Annotated in this window: 20 protein-coding genes and 3 pseudogenes; 11 read left to right on the forward strand and 12 right to left on the reverse strand. The window is 67.5% G+C overall.

Annotated features, from left to right (window positions below):
- Window positions 1–101: 101 nt before the first annotated feature.
- Entirely contained in the window at window positions 102–425 is a 324-nt protein-coding gene (locus OG574_RS45745; RefSeq protein ID WP_326778100.1) for a hypothetical protein, read from the reverse strand.
- 221 nt (window positions 426–646) lie between these two features.
- Entirely contained in the window at window positions 647–1,474 is an 828-nt protein-coding gene (locus tag OG574_RS45750; protein WP_326778101.1) for a class I SAM-dependent methyltransferase, read from the reverse strand.
- A 72-nt stretch (window positions 1,475–1,546) separates the two neighbouring features.
- Between OG574_RS45750 and OG574_RS45755 the strand changes: the two genes are divergently transcribed.
- Window positions 1,547–2,149: a TetR/AcrR family transcriptional regulator gene (locus OG574_RS45755; protein ID WP_326778102.1), complete on the forward strand. Its 603-nt coding sequence runs from the start codon at window positions 1,547–1,549 to the stop codon at window positions 2,147–2,149.
- Between the two features lie 12 nt (window positions 2,150–2,161).
- Here OG574_RS45755 and OG574_RS45760 read toward each other — a convergent pair.
- The 3 genes and pseudogenes from OG574_RS45760 to OG574_RS52930 all read right to left on the reverse strand — a co-directional run.
- Window positions 2,162–2,390: pseudogene (locus OG574_RS45760) on the reverse strand (IS21 family transposase); the annotation flags it as partial.
- A gap of 1,059 nt (window positions 2,391–3,449) precedes the next feature.
- Window positions 3,450–3,815: a peptidoglycan-binding domain-containing protein gene (locus OG574_RS45765; protein WP_326778103.1), complete on the reverse strand. Its 366-nt coding sequence runs from the start codon at window positions 3,813–3,815 to the stop codon at window positions 3,450–3,452.
- A 163-nt stretch (window positions 3,816–3,978) separates the two neighbouring features.
- Window positions 3,979–4,159: pseudogene (locus tag OG574_RS52930) on the reverse strand (hypothetical protein); the annotation flags it as partial.
- Between the two features lie 362 nt (window positions 4,160–4,521).
- Here OG574_RS52930 and OG574_RS45770 point away from each other — a divergent pair.
- Entirely contained in the window at window positions 4,522–4,893 is a 372-nt protein-coding gene (locus tag OG574_RS45770; protein WP_398380972.1) for a zinc ribbon domain-containing protein, read from the forward strand.
- Here the strand turns inward: OG574_RS45770 and OG574_RS45775 are convergent.
- Window positions 4,876–5,394, reverse strand: coding sequence for a PP2C family protein-serine/threonine phosphatase (locus OG574_RS45775; protein ID WP_326778104.1), 519 nt, complete (start codon window positions 5,392–5,394; stop codon window positions 4,876–4,878). The genes OG574_RS45770 and OG574_RS45775 overlap by 18 nt on opposite strands.
- A 452-nt stretch (window positions 5,395–5,846) precedes the next feature.
- On the opposite strand from OG574_RS45775, the gene OG574_RS45780 reads away from it, so the two are divergent.
- The 7 genes and pseudogenes from OG574_RS45780 to OG574_RS45805 all read left to right on the forward strand — a co-directional run bounded on the left by OG574_RS45780 (window position 5,847) and on the right by OG574_RS45805 (window position 10,892).
- Window positions 5,847–6,005, forward strand: coding sequence for a hypothetical protein (locus OG574_RS45780; RefSeq protein WP_326778105.1), 159 nt, complete (start codon window positions 5,847–5,849; stop codon window positions 6,003–6,005).
- Between the two features lie 730 nt (window positions 6,006–6,735).
- Window positions 6,736–7,788, forward strand: coding sequence for an FUSC family protein (locus OG574_RS45785; protein WP_326778106.1), 1,053 nt, complete (start codon window positions 6,736–6,738; stop codon window positions 7,786–7,788).
- Between the two features lie 377 nt (window positions 7,789–8,165).
- Window positions 8,166–8,303 carry a hypothetical protein gene (locus OG574_RS45790; RefSeq protein ID WP_326778107.1) on the forward strand — a complete coding sequence of 46 codons (138 nt, stop codon included), beginning with the start codon at window positions 8,166–8,168 and terminating at the stop codon, window positions 8,301–8,303.
- A 64-nt stretch (window positions 8,304–8,367) separates the two neighbouring features.
- A complete protein-coding gene (locus OG574_RS45795) occupies window positions 8,368–8,667 on the forward strand; it encodes a hypothetical protein (protein WP_326778108.1) in 300 nt (99 codons plus the stop codon).
- On the forward strand, window positions 8,664–8,852 hold the full coding sequence (locus OG574_RS45800; RefSeq protein ID WP_326778109.1) for a hypothetical protein: 189 nt from the start codon (window positions 8,664–8,666) through the stop codon (window positions 8,850–8,852). Before OG574_RS45795 ends, OG574_RS45800 begins: the two co-directional genes overlap by 4 nt.
- Window positions 8,853–9,299: 447 nt before the next feature.
- A pseudogene (locus OG574_RS52935) lies at window positions 9,300–9,503 on the forward strand (DUF7691 family protein); the annotation flags it as partial.
- 186 nt (window positions 9,504–9,689) lie between these two features.
- Window positions 9,690–10,892 (forward strand): RNA-guided endonuclease InsQ/TnpB family protein, encoded by a 1,203-nt coding sequence (locus tag OG574_RS45805; RefSeq protein ID WP_326778110.1) that lies wholly within the window; start codon window positions 9,690–9,692, stop codon window positions 10,890–10,892.
- Between the two features lie 51 nt (window positions 10,893–10,943).
- Here OG574_RS45805 and OG574_RS45810 read toward each other — a convergent pair whose 3' ends face one another.
- Together OG574_RS45810 and OG574_RS45815 are read right to left on the reverse strand one after the other, a co-directional pair.
- On the reverse strand, window positions 10,944–12,239 hold the full coding sequence (locus tag OG574_RS45810) for an MFS transporter (protein ID WP_326778111.1): 1,296 nt from the start codon (window positions 12,237–12,239) through the stop codon (window positions 10,944–10,946).
- Complete coding sequence (locus OG574_RS45815; RefSeq protein ID WP_326778112.1) at window positions 12,236–12,775, reverse strand: ArsR/SmtB family transcription factor; 540 nt, start codon at window positions 12,773–12,775, stop codon at window positions 12,236–12,238. The genes OG574_RS45810 and OG574_RS45815 overlap by 4 nt, the downstream gene beginning before the upstream one ends.
- Before the next feature lie 256 nt (window positions 12,776–13,031).
- On the opposite strand from OG574_RS45815, the gene OG574_RS45820 reads away from it, so the two are divergent.
- Window positions 13,032–13,331, forward strand: a complete 300-nt coding sequence (locus OG574_RS45820) for a recombinase family protein (protein ID WP_326778113.1) — start codon at window positions 13,032–13,034, stop codon at window positions 13,329–13,331.
- 622 nt (window positions 13,332–13,953) lie between these two features.
- On the opposite strand, the gene OG574_RS45825 is transcribed toward OG574_RS45820, so the two are convergent.
- The 3 genes from OG574_RS45825 to OG574_RS45835 all read right to left on the reverse strand — a co-directional run bounded on the left by OG574_RS45825 (window position 13,954) and on the right by OG574_RS45835 (window position 15,740).
- Window positions 13,954–14,634: an HAD family hydrolase gene (locus tag OG574_RS45825; RefSeq protein ID WP_326778114.1), complete on the reverse strand. Its 681-nt coding sequence runs from the start codon at window positions 14,632–14,634 to the stop codon at window positions 13,954–13,956.
- A 94-nt stretch (window positions 14,635–14,728) separates the two neighbouring features.
- Window positions 14,729–15,274: an SDR family oxidoreductase gene (locus tag OG574_RS45830; protein ID WP_326778827.1), complete on the reverse strand. Its 546-nt coding sequence runs from the start codon at window positions 15,272–15,274 to the stop codon at window positions 14,729–14,731.
- Window positions 15,275–15,500: 226 nt separating this feature from the next.
- Complete coding sequence (locus tag OG574_RS45835) at window positions 15,501–15,740, reverse strand: hypothetical protein (protein ID WP_326778115.1); 240 nt, start codon at window positions 15,738–15,740, stop codon at window positions 15,501–15,503.
- 60 nt (window positions 15,741–15,800) lie between these two features.
- Here OG574_RS45835 and OG574_RS45840 point away from each other — a divergent pair, with 60 nt between their 5' ends.
- Entirely contained in the window at window positions 15,801–16,655 is an 855-nt protein-coding gene (locus tag OG574_RS45840; protein WP_326778116.1) for a hypothetical protein, read from the forward strand.
- 476 nt (window positions 16,656–17,131) lie between these two features.
- On the opposite strand, the gene OG574_RS45845 is transcribed toward OG574_RS45840, so the two are convergent.
- Window positions 17,132–18,343, reverse strand: a complete 1,212-nt coding sequence (locus OG574_RS45845) for a DUF6236 family protein (protein ID WP_326778117.1) — start codon at window positions 18,341–18,343, stop codon at window positions 17,132–17,134.
- Between the last annotated feature and the right edge of the window lie 9 nt (window positions 18,344–18,352).

Raw genomic sequence — 18,352 nt, forward strand, 5'->3', positions numbered from 1 at the left:
CCGCGACCTGCGACAACCCGACATCTGCTTCCCCTGCCAACCACTGGAGTTCCCCGTGGTTCCCTGCTCGATCTGGCACGTTTGTGGCACGCCCGCAGCGCTCAGACTGTTTCGCGATCCAGCAAGACAAGCCCGTCTACGTTACTCAGGCGGTCACGCATTTCGTCGTTCGGCGTCTCGGTGATGGTGAACAACAGCGTCCCAACCATGGGGTGTTCCGGAGCGTAGAGATCGACCGAGTGGTCATCACCAGGGATGGTGTTGGGCTGAATCTCGATCCTGCCGCAACTGGCCTGGGCAACGTGGTAGGCGCCTCGGTAGTCACTCTCGCGCTCAACGAACTGCACTCCGAGGGACGTGCTGATGAGGCGAATCAACGCAGTCGGGGTGTGAGCGTTCGTGCCGTAGGCGTCGTAGTCAAGCATCGCGCCGACCCTAGCCTGTGGGCGCCGGCCCCAGGACTTGAACCTGTGGCCTCATCCTTATCAGGTCGATCACGGGGCCCTGAACCGGTATCGGCAATCCGCCCGGGTAGCAACGCCTGGCCGAGATGGCCGTCAATGTGGCTGGCCGCACTGCGCCTGCGCGCGGCAGAGATTTGAACGGCTGCGTTGATCCTAGGTCGGCGGCGACTTGACGGATGGACTCAGCAGGCGCCGACGCGAACGGCGGTCGCGGCCAGGGTGGTGTAGTACATCGTGAAGCGTCCCCCCAGGGAGTCGATGGCGCCCCCGACGGCATCCAGTACCTCGGCCAGTTGATCGGGACGGAGTTGGGTGAGACCGCCGGTGGTGGGTAGCGGATCCAGCCATTGGTCGCGCGTGTAGGACTGCTCCCAGTCGAATCGCCACTGTTCGGGATCATTGAACTGTTCGGTCTCCCGGATCTTGTCGGCGAACTTCGCGTATGCCGCCTGGTAGAGGTCGAGCGGACGTCGGGCCGGTTGGCCGTTGAGCGGGGAGTCGGGCGCCGCCCGCCGGAAGGCAGCGGCGAACGGTTCGGCCACCGCGGCTGGCGGCTCGTACACGTGCCCGAAGATCGCCAGCCGTCCCCCTGGACGCAGCACACGTGCCGCCTTCACGGCGCCGGCGACCGGATCGACCCAATGCCACGACTGGGCGGCGATGACCGCGTCGAACGTCCGGCCGGCTGGCTGCCAGGCTTCGAAGGTCGCCACTTCGACCTCCAGGCCGCGGGCTCGCGCGACGTCGGCCATCCGCCCATCGGGCTCGACGCCGAGCACGGCGGAGCCGGCCGCCTGGAACTGGCGGGCTGCGATGCCGGTGCCGCAGCCGATGTCGAGCACGTCGGGCCCAGGGCTCCCGGCAACGATCCGCGTCACCAATGCATCTGGGTAGCCGGGCCGGGCCTGGTCATAGCGTTGCGCGTCCATGCCGAACGACTCGGCCATCCGCCGGGCCTTATGCGACTCCGCTGGGGGCGGTTCCGATTGCTCTGGCGGTAGAGTGGGCATGCGCCCACCTTAGTGGGCGCATGCCCACTCGACAACGGGTGCTAGCGAGCTGATGCACGAGAGGATCTGCGAGTGCCGACTGGGGTGCACCTTCGCGACGCGCGGCAGCAACTGTTCGACGCTGCCGAACGCGTGCTTCTGCGGGACGGGCCGAACGGGCTGACCAGCCGGGCCGTCACTGACGAGGCGGGATGCGCCAAAGGCGTCCTGCACCGGCACTTCTCCGACTTCGACGCCTTCCTCGCCGACCTCGTACTCGACCGTGCCGCGCAGCTCGAGACGCAGGCGAGTGCACTGCGCGAGTCCGCAGGCACCGGCACAGTCGCCGACAACCTCACCAGCGCGCTGACCAGTCTGTTCGGACCGATTCCGGTGGCAGTCATCCCGCTCATCACCTTCCGGGACGAGCTGCGCGCACGGCTGCGGCAAGCAATGCCCGGAGGCGGCATCGCGATACTCGCCCAGGCCACGACAGCGTTTTCCGCATATCTGGCCGACGAGCGTGAACTGGGCCGCATCGCGGCCGACACCGACATCGACTCACTCACTCTCTCCCTGGTCGGTGGCGGGCATCTCCTGTTCACAGACCGCGACCCCGGCCCGCCGACCACGGCAGTCGTCAACAAACTCGTGACAGCGGTCATCGCCGACGCCGTGCAACGACGACCGAATTAAGGGCCACTTGGCGATCTCGGCGGGCGGGAAGCACGGATCGCACGAGGCCAGCTCGCCAGGTCCATAGACCGTCCGGGACGCCGGATCGACGGGCCGGACGCAGTTCCCTGACGCGCTCTTTCAGCACGGTCAGGCCACGGCCCCAGCCGATTCGTTCGGCGATCACCGTCGCCGGCATCTGCGGCCACTGCTCGAGCAGTTCGCGGATCTGCGGCTCGACGACATCGATGATCGAGCCCTTGCTGCCCGCTGATACTGATCCGTCGGCTTCTCCGGGCCGAGGAGATGCGGTGAGAGTCATTGCGAGGAAGTTGAGCATCTCGAGGAACGCCGTTCGCAGAGCCATTGCGGACGATGCTCCACCGAGAGCCAGGCTGCTGGAGGGGCAACTGTCCAGCGTCCGATACCGGTCCACTTTTCAGCCGTGGCAGACAGGCCGCCGCTGTTCGCGTCTGTTGGTGTCAGCTGCTGACGTCAGGAACCGGGGCGCTCGACGAGTTCGGGCTACTTGCACGCCGGATCATCACCACAACGTGCACCGCCTGCTCCGGGTAGGCCCATAGCCGTACAGGCACTCCAGCCCCTTCACACTCGATCACCAGTGCTCTGGTCGGGACCCACAACATTTCGCGGAAGGTCGCTCGGCGCGCGCGGATGTAGCGCAGATCTTTCGGGAGTTCACGCAGCCGCGTCCTCGACCAGCGAGGCTTCCACTGGAACCTGCCGCCGGCGCGCACGTGACCAAGGCTGTATCGGCGCCCATCGTCAGGCAGGTTGGCCCCGACCTGGAAGTAGACTGCTTGCCCTGCTTCGGTCTGAGTGATTGTTCGCCGAGCTCGCCGCGCCAGGAGAAGCCTCCCGATCACCCCGCCGAGGAAGGCACAGAGCGCCGTAATCATGAGCGAAGTAGAACAGGCGGCCAACTCATCGCCAAGAGTTTTCCATGCATTCGGTCACGTACGCGGGACATCCCCGCAGGTGCGGGGAGCACGACAGGGCCAGAACAAGTGCAAACTCCATGACGCACCGGACGACGTCCACTTCCCCGGCACCCTCGGCGCCGAGGCCCTCGACGTCGTGTTGGACAACGCGCGCGTCCACGGGCGCGGCACTATCCGCCTGGCCGTGCGCTATCTCGACGACGCGCTCGCCTTCGACGCCAGTGACGAGGGCACCGTGCACGACGGGGCCCCACTGTTCGACCGCGGTCACAGCGGCGAAGTCACAGGAGCGGGCATCGGCCTCGCCCTCACCCGCGAACTGGCCATCTCCCTCATTCGGGGCGGGGGTAATCGGTTACTCAGGCTGGATATGAGTTGTAGCAGTCCAGGGCCGGGTGGTACAGCACTTGCCAGGTGCGGTCCTCGATGATGCCGCTCGCCGGGAGACCGTGGCAGCCCTGGATCCACTCGATCTTCTTCAGCATGACCGAGTCAAAGACCCCGTCGAGGGTGAGCTTGGGCGGCTCGCCTCCCCACGCGTTGCTCAAGCATTGCGCCTGCTTTACCCCCACACCGCTGTCCCCGAACATAACTGTGGGCCGAGACGCCGACGAGAGGTAGGAACACTGATGCGGGACGGCAGCGGCGACAGGTGGCACTGCCAGGCCTAGTGCTGCGGCTGTACACAGCGCCGCACCCAAAGTGGCCAGTCTGTGCTGTCTCATGCCGCTCCTTCCGGTCCGGCCGCTTGCTGGAGCGGCTCGGCGTCTGGGGGTGATGGATGGGACCCATTGTCCCCACAGTCAACAACGCCTGCGAGTTGCGACCGTTACGGGCGTGGCACCGGCGTAATGAGGCGGCTGGACGGTCCACTAGCTCGCGTACGTGGTGCGCCAGCTGCACAGCTGACGACCGGCCCATGTGGGGTCGCAGGGCAGCGGTGTGCATGGAACTCGGCGGTCTGATGTTGCCCGAGCGAGAGGTACGCGGAAAGTGCGAGGGAATCTCGCTCGGCCTGGTCGTAGAAGGCGACCATGCACACGGGACGGTGGGCGTCGGGGTCCTCGCGGTCTGGCGGGCTAGCTCAGCGACTCGGGCGTGTACCTCAGTCAGGTCGCGGGCGGCGGTGGCATGGTCGCGGGCATCGCGTGCGGACTCGGTGCCGACGGTCTTGGTGACTTGCTCGAGGGCGCCATCGAGGGCCCCGTCGGTGAGCTGCTTGCGCCGCCGCACGGCAGCATCTGCTCGGCGGGTCTCGGTGGCTGCGGCGACGCGAGCGCCGCCGGCGAACATGAGTCCCTCGGCGTTGGCGATCTTGCTCACTGCGGCGGCGCTGCGCCAAATGGTCCTCGCGATGTGGTTACGCGACTTGCCTCGGCGTGCAGGCGGCGCACTGCGTCGCGGTGATGGGCGGCGGTGATCGGCTCGGCCATGCGCTCACCTTCCGGCAGACATGCGTCTGCCCCGCGACGGGGCGAAGTGGCGGGGCAGACGAGTGAGGGGGCCGACGTTTCCGGGCACGCCGGAGGCTCCCGCATCTGCGCCCAATGTGGCCACATCGACAAGGCGAACCGGGCCAGTCAGGCCCGCTTCGTATGCCGGTCCTGCAGATTCGTTGCACACGCGGACTGGAACGGCTCCCGCAACATCCGCCACCGTGCGGAAGAGTTGTGGCGAAGCGGGGCGCAGTCATCCGCCCCAGACCCGCCTCCGGACACCGGGCGTGGGACAGGACGCAAACGCAGCACCACAGCCAGTGGCGCCCGTTGTGCAAGCCCAGGACTTCTAGTCCCGGGTGGGTGACATGAGGGCCATGGCGAGTACGGCCTGGTCGTCTGCCTCGGAGGTGGCCGACCAGTTTCTGGTGTCGGTCTCCAGGAACGCCACGACCGCCTCCGGATCCGTCCTTTGTGTGCCGCGGAAGTGTTCGGTGAGCCTTTCCAGGACGGGGTAGAAGTCGCCGTCGGAATTGCGGGCCTCGCTGATGCCGTCCGTGTAGAGGACGAGGACTTCGCCGGGCGGCAGCCTGTGCAAGGTCGTCAGCCCTGGGACGGGAGAGAGCTCCTTGAGTCCGAGGGGGAGTGCGGGGGCTGTCGCCAGGATGCGGGCGCCGTGGGGGCCGACGGCGATCGGGGGTGGGTGGCCGCGGTCCATGATGCGTACGGTGTCCTGCTCGAGTTCCAGGACCAGTGCGGTCACGAACAGCTCGGGGTCTCCGACCGTTCTGCGTGTCACGTTGCGGTCGATGCTGAGCTCCAGCCGGTCCGCCAGGAGGGGGAGATCTTTCCATTCGTGCGCGGACACCCGGAACCCCCCCCAGGACCGCGGCAACCGCCTGCACCGCGTCCAGTCCCTTGCCCCGCACGTCGCCGATGATCGCCCGTACTCCGAACGGCGTCTCACACACGTCGTAGAGATCACCACCGACGAGCGTGCCTCCCTCCCCGGCTGTGTAGAAGGCGGCGGCGCGCACATGCCCGATCCGGGGTGGTACGGGCCGCAGCAGGGTCCGCTGCAAGGCCTCCGCCACCGAATTCGCCCGGATCAGATGCCTCTGCGTGCGCTCCCGCTGCACGGAGAGCAGGATGCTGACCACGCCGATGAGGAATGTCGCCACATACAGCGCCACATGATGCTGCTCGTCGAAGTGGCCCGGACGTCGCCAGGCCATCAGCATCTGCAGTCCTAGACACACCACCACCGAAACGGCGGTGCCCCTGGGCCCGCGCGTCGCGGCGGCCAGCGCGGGAACGCCCGTGAGCAGGAAACTGACCGGCTCCCGCCCGCCCAGGGCGGCCTCCGAGATCAAGTCCAGGCCCACCGCCGCGAACGGCAGCCACCACACCCACCCGCGGCTCCACACGGACAGCCGCCCACTCGGCGAAGAGGATTCCAAGGACACCTGCGCACTGTAGAACCACACCGCCCGCCCCACCGCCCCGGCACGCGTGGCTTTGTCGGCCAGCTGAGGCCTGTTGTCCGCGCCGGGAGCCGACACTCATCGGCCGGAGCCCGTGGTGCCAGGCGGGCGGAGGAGCCGCTGGTAGACCCAGAGCTCCGCACCGCTGCCGCCGGAGTCGACCACCACCGACCCAGGCGGCAGGTCCACGCCTCCTCGATGGCGGCCGCGGCCTTGTTGATGTCGCTCGCTGGTCGGCCGGGCACGTGCTGCGCGTGTCCGACCAGCCGTCGTCGTGCTCCAGCACATCGAGCACCGCGCCCGGCAGCGGCCCGTTGGGGGAGGCGATCTCACGGTCCCAGATGTCCTGCGCTCCCTTGCCTCGCTGGAGGAACTGCCCCCGCCTGCGCTGCTGTTCGTGGTCCGTCATTGCCCCGCTTCCTGTAGATCGGCCCTGAACCTTCCGTTGTACCGACCGCGCCGCGCAGATGGACGGCGGAGGGATTCTTGGGCTGAGGTAGCCGCTTCGATGCCGTGAGGGCAACGTGTTTGCCTGGTTGGCTGGATCAGGGGGCGCTGTGGGGGACGCCACTCACTCAAACCGGGCAAAATGTGCGACTCTCTAAATTGTGCAATCTTCAACCATCGCTCCCCGGCAAGGCCGGGTGCCGTCATTGCCGGGCCCGCGGCTTCTGCTGTCGCGAATTGTCGGGGCGACCCGTCCGGGCTGGGGACGGCATGTCCTGGTGCACGGCACCAAGAATCTGATCGCGGCGCTGCTTGCCTGGGAGGCCGCCACTCTCTGGATCCCGGGAGAGTCGTCGTATGTGGCTGTGGCCACCGCGCTGCTCATGGTCAATGCTGCGACGGTGTACCGCTCTGTGACGCAGGCTGTTCGGAGCGTTGCCATCCGGGCGATGGGAGTGCTGTTGGCTCTTGGCACCGTGTGGTTGCTGGGGTCCACCGCCGGCAGCATCGCAGGCATCGTGGGGATCGCCCTGGTCGCGGCCGGGCGTCGAGCCTCCGACGACCGGCTCCAGGTTGCATCGACGGCGGTTCTCACGCTCACCACTGCGGCCGCTGTACCGGTCGGGAACGTCGTCTTCACGGCGGTCGCGGCACTGAGCGGCGCGGTGGTGGGTGTTGCGGTGAACGCGCTGGTCCTGCCGCCGATGCATCTGGAGGAATCCGATGACGCGGTGCGAGACCTTGCCCAAGTCATGGGGGCATTGCTGCGCGACATGGGCCACGGACTGCGAGAGCGGCAGCATGCCGCCCGCGCGCATGGCTGGGTGCAGGACGGCAGAGGCCTGGGGCGGCGCGTCGCGGATGCGCGCGAGCATGTGCAGCAAGGACAGGAGAGCCTGCGCTGGAATACCTGCTGGGTGGTGCGTCCGCGGCACCGGCCTGTGACTTACGGTGACATGCTCAATACTTTGCATGGCGTATCGCTCCAGGTGCGCGGAATCGCTCGAACGCTGGCCGACAACGTGTACGACGATCACGCCGACCACCACCTGGGACAGCAGTTCCTCGATCGGTACGCCGAGATGCTCGAGTTGGCGGGGCAGGCGGTCGAGGCGTTCGTCGAGGCCGAGGCCGAGAGCGCAGCCCGCCCGGCGGAAGCCCGCGAGGGACTGCGCGAAGCGATCGACGGTGCTCGGGCGTGGCACGAGACCATGACCGACCTCATCGGCCGGGGCGCGTTGGTCAAGCCGGGTGCCTGGCATGTCTACGGATCCCTCATGACCGACGTGGAGCGCCTCCTGACCGACCTGGACCACGCCGACAGGCTCTGACTCCGAGGGCGCAGCGCGAAGGTCTGGCCTCAGGGGTGATCGCACACCCACGGGCCGAGGCACGCGGCGCAGAAGTTCGATAACCCCGCCACCATTGCCGCCGTCCTCAGAACCCCGCCGGGCGCATTTCGTCTATCGCCGCCGACCGGGCGAACCACGACGGTCGAGGTCCTGCTTGCGGATGCCTCGAAGGGCGCGCGACGTGAGGGCGGCGGAACAGAGCACGGTCGCGCACGGCGTCCTGCGGATCGCGACCACGGCGAAGGGCCGCGCAGGGCCCGGCCAAACCCGACGAGGCGGCGAGCGTCTGCCTCACCGTCCTCGACGGCGAGGTCTCGGTCGCCCGCCACGACGTCTACCAGGACCGCCGCACCTACGTGTGGGACAACCGATCCGACACCGCCATCCTGCGCAACGACCATGACCGCTACGTCGACGACGCTTCCTGGGGCCGCCACGAGCACCAGGCTCGCGGCTGGAGAATCCTGAGCCGCACCCGCGGCGCGTGCCCCTGACTGCGGCCCCGTCGACCGTGAGCCCTGGTGGGGGTACGCGGGGTGGTGGGGTGCGCAGGAACATGTGGACGGGTTCAACGGACCGATGGGCCCGTACCCGAAGCGTCAGCTGCCAGGCGTATTCACCGACGAACCTTGCGGGGGTGCTGACAAGCCGCCGGCGGATCCACCGGCGGATCCACCTGGGGAGCAGCACGCGCCCAAGACGAAGAAGGGGGCGATCAAGCGCTACGAGCAATTCCTCCACGCCGTGGGCCGGGAGGACATCGACACGGTCTGCGAAGTGGCCGGGCCCGCGGCCAAGCAGGCCGAGGACCAAGGGTTCGGTCCGTGCAAGGGGACGTTCGTCATCACGTCCAGATGATCTCTCCGGCGCAGAAGAAGGCTCTACAGACCGCGACCGTCGACCCACAGCGCGTCGTCGAGCTGACGCCCGACAGGTTCGAGATGCCGACCGAGTCGATCAGGTCCTCGGTGACGTTCTCCGAGAGCGACCTCGGCGACTCCACCATGGAATACATGAAGGACGAGTGGTACATCGTCGACTGACGGGCTTTATCCAGCGTACAGTTGAGCGCGGATCGAGCTTTTGAGGTGTCGTCCATGGCCCGCCGGAGTCGTCGGCGTAGTCGCGCACTCGGGTGGCGGCGAGCTCGTGCTCGCGACCGGCGAGCGCGAAGTGCATGAGCGCCAGGGGCGTGGGCCTCGGCGACGACTTTCTGATGATGATCTCTGAGAGCGGTTCTCTCCCGGCTCATGTCGCCTGTGGACACCGTGAGGCACGAACCTCGACACGGCATCAGACATGGCCCCATCCCTGCATCCTTGATCACCTGTGGCTGCTGCCCGTTAGTCTTCCGGGGTGCACTCGTACGAGGAACTCACGTTGGCGGAGCAGCAGTTGTGGGACGCCTATCCCGCTGGCCATTTGGTGGACTTCCGTACCGGTGGTCCGGAGGACGACCCTGAGAACGAGGGCGGCCCAAACCCTCCACCTTCTTCAGCCTGATGGATGACGAACTGCGACGCCTGGGCGTGCCCCTCGATCTGCTGCCGTACGGCTATCTGTTCGCCGGGCCGCCCGATGAGATTCCCGTCCGCATCCCGTATCCCGTGGACGGCCCTCACATCGGCATGCTCCCGCTGGCTAAGGCCAAGCCCGCCGCCGACGCCTACCGTGCGGTCCTGGAACAGGTGGAAGTTTCACCGGATTCGTCCGAGAGTGCGCTGGCCTTTGGGCCGGGGAGGTATCGGATTCCTGGGGAGCAGGGCAGAGAAGGCCGGATCGTCGTCGGGGCGATCCGGCGTCCATCCCGCGTGATGATGAGGAACCCTAGCGAGATCGGTTGTGCTCAACTGTCAGTCCTCCCAGATAGGTTGTGCTTCGTGACGACCGGAGCGTTGGCGGCAGGTGGCGGGCATGCCCGCTACACTTTCCGGCTGCGTCTGTCGTCCACGGCCATCCGCGCGCTGGAAGCGGAATGGGCGCGCTGCCGCTGGGTGTGGAACGAGTCGGTGGCCAAGTCGAAGGCCGTGCATCTGCACAACAAGGCCACCGGCGAGAAGACAACGTGTGGCCCGGCGCAGCTCGACAAGATGCTGACCGCGGTCCGTACCGCGAATGCGTGGCTGCGTGAGGGCTCCAGCGTGGTGCAGCAGCAGTTGATACGGGACTTCGCGAAGTCCCGGGCGAAGGCGCTGAAAGACATCAAGGCCCGGTTGCCGATGCGGCAGCGGGCCGGTATGCCGAAGTACAAGAAGAAGCATCAGGTCGACCCGAGCCTGAACTACACCCAGCGCGGTTTCCGGGTGAAAGACGGCCGTCTGCATCTGGCCGGCGGCATCGCGGCGACGGTCGTGTGGTCGCGTGAGCTGCCCGAGCCGCTGTCCAGCGTGCGCGTCTACCGCGACAGTCTCGGCCACTGGTACGCCTCGTTCGTTGTCGCCACCAGCATCCAGGCGCTTGTCGAAACCGGCTGCGTGATCGGCATCGACTGGGGTGTGAAGGAGACCGCGACCACCACATCCGACGACTACGACCTTCCCCATCCCGAGCATGGCCACAAGGCCGCGCAGCGCCTCGCCCGCTACCAGCGGATGATGGCCCGCAGGAAGCCGAAGAAGGGCCGGCCCGGTTCGAACGGCTACAGGGGCGCCAAGAAGCAGGCGGCGAAGCTCCACAAGAAGGTGGCCCGGCAGCGCCAGGACACCGCCCGCAAGTGGGCCAAGCGTGTAGTCCGCGACCACGATGCCTTGGCGGTAGAGGACTTCCGCCCGAAGTTCCTGGCGAAGTCGACGATGGCCCGCAAGGCCGCCGACGCAGCGATCAGCGCGACCAAGAGCGCCCTGGTCGAGATGGCCCGCAAACACGGCCGCGCCGTGCACCTCGTCAACCCCGCGTACACCACCATGGACTGCGGGCACTGCGATGCGAGAGCCAAGCATCGCCTACCTCTCTCCGAGAGAACGTATACGTGCACCGCGTGCGGAACCGTGTCCCCCAGGGACAAGAACTCTGCCCGCGTGATGCTCGTCCGGGCTGGTCTCAACCCGGCTAGTGCTGATCTTGTAAGCCCTGCCACCTGCTAGGTGCCAGGCAAAGTGAGCTAGGAATCCCCCTGCTTCAGCGGGCGGAGGACGTCAAAACAAGTCGGGTGCACTCTCCTGGGCGGGATCCTGGGATGCCGGGTGATCCGGGCCGCCGGCCGGGGCAGCGGCACGCAGCGCCGCTTCGACCCGGCGGTTGCTGGTCATGGATGCCGTGACGGCCGTCATCGCCAGGAGGAGGCCGGCGGCGGCGTAGAGCGGGGTGCGGATGTCGTACGTGGTGGCCAGCCAGCCACCGAGGAACGCCCCGACGGGGGCGGCGCACATGGCCAGCATGCGAGAGGTGGAGGCGACCCGGCCCATCAGGTGGGCCGGGACGATCGCCTGCCGGAGGGAGGGCGCGAGCACCATCGTGGCGCCCATGCCGGCCCCGCAGACGGCGAGCGCCAGCCCGGCCACGTACGGGTTCGGGGCAGCGGCCAGGCCCAGGATGGCAAGCCCTTCGACGGCGGCCGTGCAGCTCAGTGCGGTGCCGGTGCCGAGTCGTCGGCCAAGGTAGGAGGCGATGCCTGCCCCGAGCAGACCGCCGGTGGCCTCCGCTGTGAGGAGCAGGCCGAAGCCGTAGGTGTCGATGCCGAGGCGGTCGTGCGCGAAGAGGGCGAGGACGGTCTCCACAGCGAGGAAGGCGACGTTCCCGACCGCTGGGCGGAGGGCGAGCCCCAGCAGCACCCGGTCCCGGAAGACGTATGAGGCTCCGGCCCGCGCCTGCCGAAGCAGCGACTCGCGGACCTCCGGCACGGGCCGGGGCATGGCGGGCAGTGTACGGACGAGCAGGGCGGAGAGCAGGAACGACACCGCGTCGGTGAGCAGCGGAACCGCCCGCCCGAGCGTGAGCAGCGCACTGCCTGCAGGCGGCCCCGCGAAGCCGGACATGGCGGTCTGGGCGCCGCGCAGGCGGGAGTTGGCGCTCTCCAGGAGTGCGGGGTCGCGGCGGAGCAGATCCGGCAGATAGGCCGTGGCGGCCGTGTCGAAGAAGAGTCCGCCGAGGCCGAGCAGGAAGGCGACGGCCGCGAGCAACGGAATGCTCAACGCGTCGAGTGCGGCCGCTGCCGCGGGTATCGCGAGCAGCACCGCACGTGCCGTGTCCGCGACCCACATCGTGCGCCGGCGGTCCCAGCGGTCCACCAGCGCACCGCCGAGCACCCCGAAGAGCAGCCACGGTAGCGTCCCGGCGGCCGTGACGACGGCGAGCGCCATCGGATCCCGCGTCAATGTCAACGCGAGCAGCGGCAGCGCGGCATGCGTTACCCCGTCACCGAGCGAGGAGATCGTCTGCGCGGTCCACAGCCGTCCGAACCCGGTCGGCAACTTCGGAATGCCTGAGGTCACTTGGCGCCCCCCTCGGCCTGCTCGCGCGATGCCGGGTGGAACAGTGCGAAGACGAGTGACGCGTCCGGCAGCGACGGATCGGACAGCTCCCGGTACTCGTCCGCCAGTGCCTGCAGCCGAGCCCCCAGCTCCGCGAACTGCTCCTCGGTGAGTCGCAGATGCGCCATCCGTACGTGCCGCTCGCCGTCCGCCGGCGCCGCCTCCAGGTCCGCCACCGCATGCCGCATCAGCACATCCGGCCCTCCCTCGCCCGGGTCCGGCAACGCGATCGCCCGGGCGGCCATGGCGTAGTACCGCTCGGTGACGCCCCGGACTTTCCGCGTCCGCACCACCTTCACCAGGCCGGCCCGCTCCAGCAGCCGCACGTGATAGCTGGAACTCCCCTTCGCAAGGCCCACCCGCTCGGCGATCTGCGTAATCGTCGCCGGCTCGAAGCGGAGCACGGCCATGATCCGGTGGCGCGTGAGATTGGAGACGGCGCGCAGCTGCTCGTCAGTGGTGACGTGAAACGTGTCGGGAAGATCATCGGTAGGCATGCGAGTAATGGTCAACGATTCTTGACCATTGCGCAAGGGGATTCGCACGAGCCTCCAGAATCTGCTGTCCGGCGCGCGAGGCCTTCTGTCAACCCCCCACCCCGCTGCCGATCCGGGGAGCTGTCAAAGAACCTTCGCTTTCTGAAGATCTCTCCCGATGAGTCCGCCCAGCCCCCTCGGAGCCTTCAAAAGGCCCTTCAAAAACCTCAGGCGTTCAAGAACCCCGGACCACCGTTTTCAGACATGATCCGGGGCCATGACGACCACTCAGGAGCCAGCGCACGACGCGGACGCGCTCGTCGCAGAGCCGCTCGTGCGCACCGACATCGGATTCGGGTACGTCCGGGTGTCGACCGGCGGGCAGGAACTGGAGCGGCAGCTCGACGCGCTCACCGCCGCCGGGTGCCAGAAGATCTTCGCGGACAAGAAGTCCGGGAAGGACGCGCTCCGTCCCGACCTGCCCACCTGCCGGTCAGTGCTGACGCGGATATACCCCACGATCCTCATGCGCGCATGGTGCCGCAGGGGACTGACATCCCCAGCGGCATATCTGTGACACCGAACCGTGCCGCCGGAGCCTCTGTCTGTGCCGTCGACGGCGAGGGGAGCGCCCGTGGCGACGTGGCCAACGCCCAGGGCCGGAGTGCCCTGCCCACTGGCGGACACTGGTGGGCAGGTGCGCCTGGCCGCAGCCCAAGGACGCTCTGTCTGGTTCCCGTCGACGCCGTCACGGAGGTTCCTCCTCCCGCGCGGCACGACGGTGTGCCCGGTACGCCTTCTGTCGGCAGGCGCCTTGAGCAGTACAGGTGCCGGCGTCCCCGCTGGCTCGGCGGCGCGTAGTGGCGGCCGCACTGGTGGCACTCCGAGTGATGGGCCAAGTGCGCGTCGGATGAAGGCTGGCTGATCGAATTCCTCCGCACGATGAACGACCGGCGAATTCTCGCCACATGGCTGATACTCCACGGAAGAACGTTTCCTCGCCACGAATAGTCGAATTGAGTTCTACGGTCGCCTGGGCCCGGAGGCACGGATGGATACGAGGATCCGGCGATCACCGTGAGTTGTGGATCGACGGCTGCCACGCAGGCACCGGGCTGGTCCTCGACGATTCTCGGACGCTCTGCCGGCAGCAACGTGGCCGCCGCCCAGCAGAGTGCAGGAAACCGTGCAGGACCGTGTCAGAACAGGTCCAGCAATTCCGCCAGGGACGCGATGGAAGGCACATCCGAGTTCGTCGAGTCCCGACAGACCGCGCGCCCCGCATATCCGAGTGCGACCGCGGCGGCGACCAGGCTCGGATCGTCGTCGACGAAGAGGCATTGTGCGGGCGCGAGATTCAGCGCGGTGCTGGCGTGGTGGTACATGTGCGGGTCCGGCTTGTCGCAACCGAGTTCGGCGGAGATCGCATACGCCTCGAAGAACTGGCCGATCCCAAGGCCTGCGTGGAGGTCGGGCAGATCGGGCCAGGCATCCGAGACCACCGCCATCCGCACGCCCCGCCGGCTCAGCTCTTCCAGAGTTCCCACTACCTCCGGGTACGTCTCCAGGACCGTGGCAGGTGGGACTTCGCGGCGCAGGTCGGCAAGGAGCTGCAAGGTCGGTTCCACGCCGAGGTCACGAAGCATCACCCGGTGGTATTCGTCGTAGTCGGGTGTCGATGACGAGGCGGCGAAGAATTGGTCGCCCCTGACAATGGCCGCGGCGAATTGTTCCGGCGTGATCGAGGGGGCGTAGGAGAGGACGGTCTGCTCGAAGTCGGCTCGTGGGTTCCACCGGCCGCCAATTGGCCGCATCAGCACGCCGCCTGAGTCGAAGAGAACAGCACGGAGATCTTCAGGGGTGGATGGTCGTGTCGTCACCCGCCCAGTCTGGTGACCGGACGCCCCGCTGGTCGCAGAAACGGCGCCCACTGGCATATGCCGCAGGTTGAGTTGCCTGCACTCTCTTGAGACATCATGCAGGTAACCGTCTCAGCCAAGTCCGGGCACCGTAGGTCAGGGGACCGCCTTGCCCAGGCCTATCTGAGAGTTCGTGGCTGTAGCCCTCCGTCGGCACGACTCCGGGGCTGATGATGTTGAAGCGGATGCGCCGGTCCTTCAGGTCGGTCGTCCAGCTGCGTGCCAGGGAGCGGACTGCTGCCTTCGTGGAGGCGTGGACAGCGAAGCCGGGAAGTCCCATGTCGGGGGTGATCGAGGCGTTGAGCGTGATGGTGGCCCCGTCACGCAGGACACCCAGCGGGCTCTGCACCGTGAGGATGACTCCCTTGATGTTGATGCCGAGTTCGCTGGCGATCTGCTCGTCGGTCAGTTCCGCCAGGGGTGGGGCGTGGCCGCCGCCCGCATTCGCGAAGAGGACGTCCAGCAGGCCGTGTTCGGCCTTGATGGTGTCGGCGACGCGCTGCATGTCGCTCTTGCTGGTGACGTCGGCCTGGATGCCCCTGACGGATGAGCCGAGCCTCTCGGCGGCGGCGTCAAGTACGTCCTTGCGGCGGCCGGTGATCTAGACGAAGGCGCCCTCGTCGATCAGTCGCTGGGCGGCGCCGAAACCGAGACCGGTGGTGTGCCTCCGGTGACCAGGGCGATGCGTCCCTTGTGTGCCTGCGTTGTCATGCCTTCTTCTCCGGTGGCGCTTGTTCCCTGACGAAGCGCCTGCGTGGCGCTTCGTCAGGGGAGGTGTGGTGCGTGCGTTGGCTTGCCGTGCCGGGGACTGGGCACGGGGCGCAGTGTTACCGGTTGATGGGTTTCTGCTGCGCTGCCGTGTAGCGCTCGCCCTGGATATGGATCCGGTCCAGGGCGGCCTCGATCCGCTTCAGGTCCTCGGCGGTCAGCTCGACGGCGTCCGCGCCGATGTTCTCCTCCAGGTGGTGCAGCTTGGTCGTGCCCGGGATCGGGGCGATCCACGGGTTCTGGGCGAGTCGGCCCGCGAAGCCCTTGCCGCCTACATCACCGCCCTCCATACCGCCCACGGCCCCGACGTCTGGACCACGCCCAAAACCCTGCTACGCCGCGCCTACCAGGAAGCCATCATGGCCTTGGCACGTCTGGGCGATCTGCGTGCCCTTCCGACCCTGCTGACGGCGCTCGACAGCGACAACGACACCTGGCGTGCTGTGCAGGTCGCCGCTCACCTACGACTGGCCACCGCCGAGCTGGTGCCGCGGCTCTCCCGGCTTCTGGCCGATGCCGACTTCTCCGGACAGTGGTCCGACATGAGCGCTGGGGCCCTGATATCCGCCCTGGCCGAACTGGGCGACTCTGCCGCTGTGTCGGTGCTCGTGCACGCCGTCATCGCCGCCGTCGAACACGAGCAGGGACACACAGCCGCCTCGGCACTCAAGGCCCTTGCCTCTGTTGGCCTCCGGGCCGCGTCTGCCCTTCACGCGATCCGTCCGCTGGCCGACGCACAGAACGTGAACGTCCGTGCCGCCGCCACGGCCACGGTATGGGAGCTCGAACGCGATCCAGAGCAGGCCGTGCCACGGCTGGAAGCCCTGCTCGACACCGCCTGCAGCCACGATGCGGCAGACACCTTGGGCCGGATCGGTTCGCCCGCACGCGCTGTGCTGCCGCACCTTCGGGAGATGATGATTGCCGGATACGAATGGACCCGAGTGCACGCCGCAGCAGCGCTGTGGGACATCGCAGGCGAGGCCGAAGTCGAGCCCGTAGTGCAGACGCTGCTGACGGCATGGGAGGCCAACGATGCCACCTCGAACCATGTCCTGGTCTGCCTGAACCGGATGGGGCCTGCTGTCGCACCGGCCCTGCCCCGCATCCAGGAGGAACTCGCACGGAGCCGCCGCAGTGGCCGTTTTGCCAGCATGTCCAATGACGAGGAACTCCAGCGCGCCTGCCGGGCCATCCTGATCCGACTCGTCTGACCTCGAACTCAAGTACGTCGGGGGCGGCCCGGTCCCGCCTCGGGCCGCCCCTCAGCGGGCAAGTGCCATCCGCGATGCACATTCAGTGCCAACTGGCCCGCGAACACATGGCCGTTCCATCTGCTCAAAGCTCGGTGCAGGTGTCAGGCAGCTCGAAAAGTCGCAGCGCGATAGTTGGCCTTACGTTCCTGGGACGGGATTGCCGAGCCCTTCGGATGGTTGGGCCGCCCAGGGGCGCCGGGTGTCGCTTTGAGTCGGCTGCCGTCCGTGGCTGCAGTGGCTTAGCCGCCCGGCGCCGCACGACGACCCAGCCGCCAGATTGGAAAGTACGACAAAGATCGCTGCGTAAGGCCACGCCGGCGCGCTCGCCTGCGGCAGACCTGCAGAGTGGCGGCAGGTTGGAGCTGGTCAGGTCGATTCTCGGGTTCTACGCCGTTCGCGATGACGGGGCCTCGGCGTACGCAGCGCCCCGGAAGTCAGGTACCGATTCCGCTCACCCTCCCGAGGGTTCCAGTCGCGCGGTGCACGAAGGAGGTCGGCCCAAGGCCCTCTGCCCTGACCAGGTAGGAGACTGGCGAGTCGGCCAGGATTTGATCGCGTGTTTGTGCCGTCACCTGACGCAGGGTTACCAAGCCGAGTGCGAGCGAACCGGCGGTGACATAGGGCATGTTGGCGGCTACACCTCCGATAGCTGCCCAGGCCGGCAGCTGTGCCTGGACGTTCATGACGCCGAGGCCGGCGCCGAACTTCAGCCCTCTGATGGCGGCCTTGAGGTCGCGCAGAGGCTGGTCGAACCGCTTCCTTTTCATGTCCCTTACATGGGCGGAGAGGATGCCCGGGTCGCTCACCTGCAGCAGTTCCTCGCGTAGGTCCGCGGCTGCCTCCGTCAGCAGATCGGTGAACCTGTCGAACTCGGATGCATATCTGGTCCGCAGCTCGACGATTTTCTCCACCGGGGCCTCGGCGATTGCTTCAGGAACGGGTAGCTCGGCCGCGAGTATCCCGAGGGTGGAGGTCGGCGACACCCCGTGAGGGTGCCAGTCGAAGAGCGCCGCGGCGATGCGCTGGGAATCCCAGTCGTGGAGCGTCTGCTGTACGCCGCTCTGGTCGGTCAGCGGCGTCAGATTGTTGCGCTTCGCCAGTTCTTCGGTGAGCGCCAGTTTGTATACCCAGGCCAGTTTGGGGTCCATGGACATCCAGGGGGCTTCGACGCTGCCGGAGCCGAGGGTGGGCCGCCAGGTGTTCAGGCCGAGCCCGGCATCGAGCATCGCTTGGCGCAGGTCGGGGGCGATCTCGCCCCAGTGGACTTCGACCAGGCTCGTTCCTTCCGGCCTACGTCGCCAGAGCTCTGCAGACGTGACATACCGATTGACCAGGCGCCACTCGGGGTTGTTGCCGGCGGCGTCGTCGATCTCCTCGGGCGTTACGCCGAAGTTGCGCTGCAGTTGATCCAGATTGTCGTGGATCACGCCGATGAAGCGAGCGGCGATGGCCTGGGCGGCTTCCTTCGGGTTGACAGGGATCAGGAAATCGAGGCCGTCTGCCAGGGCCTGCACTGTCGCCCCGTCGTGGACCGGATAGTCGGGCGAGACCACCCGGGCGATCTGGGGCCAGTACAGGGCGGTGGTCTTCAGCCAGGTGTCGTCACGGAAGTGAACATACGGAAAGTAGAGCCCTATCCGCCCCATGTTGCCCCA

It is taken from the genome of Streptomyces sp. NBC_01445, assembly GCF_035918235.1.
Taxonomy (GTDB): Bacteria; Actinomycetota; Actinomycetes; order Streptomycetales; family Streptomycetaceae; genus Streptomyces.

What these genes read in the sequence shown, in the direction of transcription:
- OG574_RS45745 (WP_326778100.1), bottom strand. Translation starts at nt 425, where the DNA reads ATGCTTGACTACGACGCCTACGGCACGAACGCTCACACCCCGACTGCG.
- OG574_RS45750 (WP_326778101.1), bottom strand. Translation starts at nt 1,474, where the DNA reads ATGCCCACTCTACCGCCAGAGCAATCGGAACCGCCCCCAGCGGAGTCG.
- OG574_RS45765 (WP_326778103.1), bottom strand. Translation starts at nt 3,815, where the DNA reads ATGAGACAGCACAGACTGGCCACTTTGGGTGCGGCGCTGTGTACAGCC.
- OG574_RS45770 (WP_398380972.1), top strand. Translation starts at nt 4,522, where the DNA reads ATGCGCTCACCTTCCGGCAGACATGCGTCTGCCCCGCGACGGGGCGAA.
- OG574_RS45800 (WP_326778109.1), top strand. Translation starts at nt 8,664, where the DNA reads ATGATCTCTCCGGCGCAGAAGAAGGCTCTACAGACCGCGACCGTCGAC.
- OG574_RS45815 (WP_326778112.1), bottom strand. Translation starts at nt 12,775, where the DNA reads ATGCCTACCGATGATCTTCCCGACACGTTTCACGTCACCACTGACGAG.
- OG574_RS45820 (WP_326778113.1), top strand. Translation starts at nt 13,032, where the DNA reads ATGACGACCACTCAGGAGCCAGCGCACGACGCGGACGCGCTCGTCGCA.
- OG574_RS45840 (WP_326778116.1), top strand. Translation starts at nt 15,801, where the DNA reads ATGGCCTTGGCACGTCTGGGCGATCTGCGTGCCCTTCCGACCCTGCTG.
- OG574_RS45845 (WP_326778117.1), bottom strand. Translation starts at nt 18,343, where the DNA reads ATGGGGCGGATAGGGCTCTACTTTCCGTATGTTCACTTCCGTGACGAC.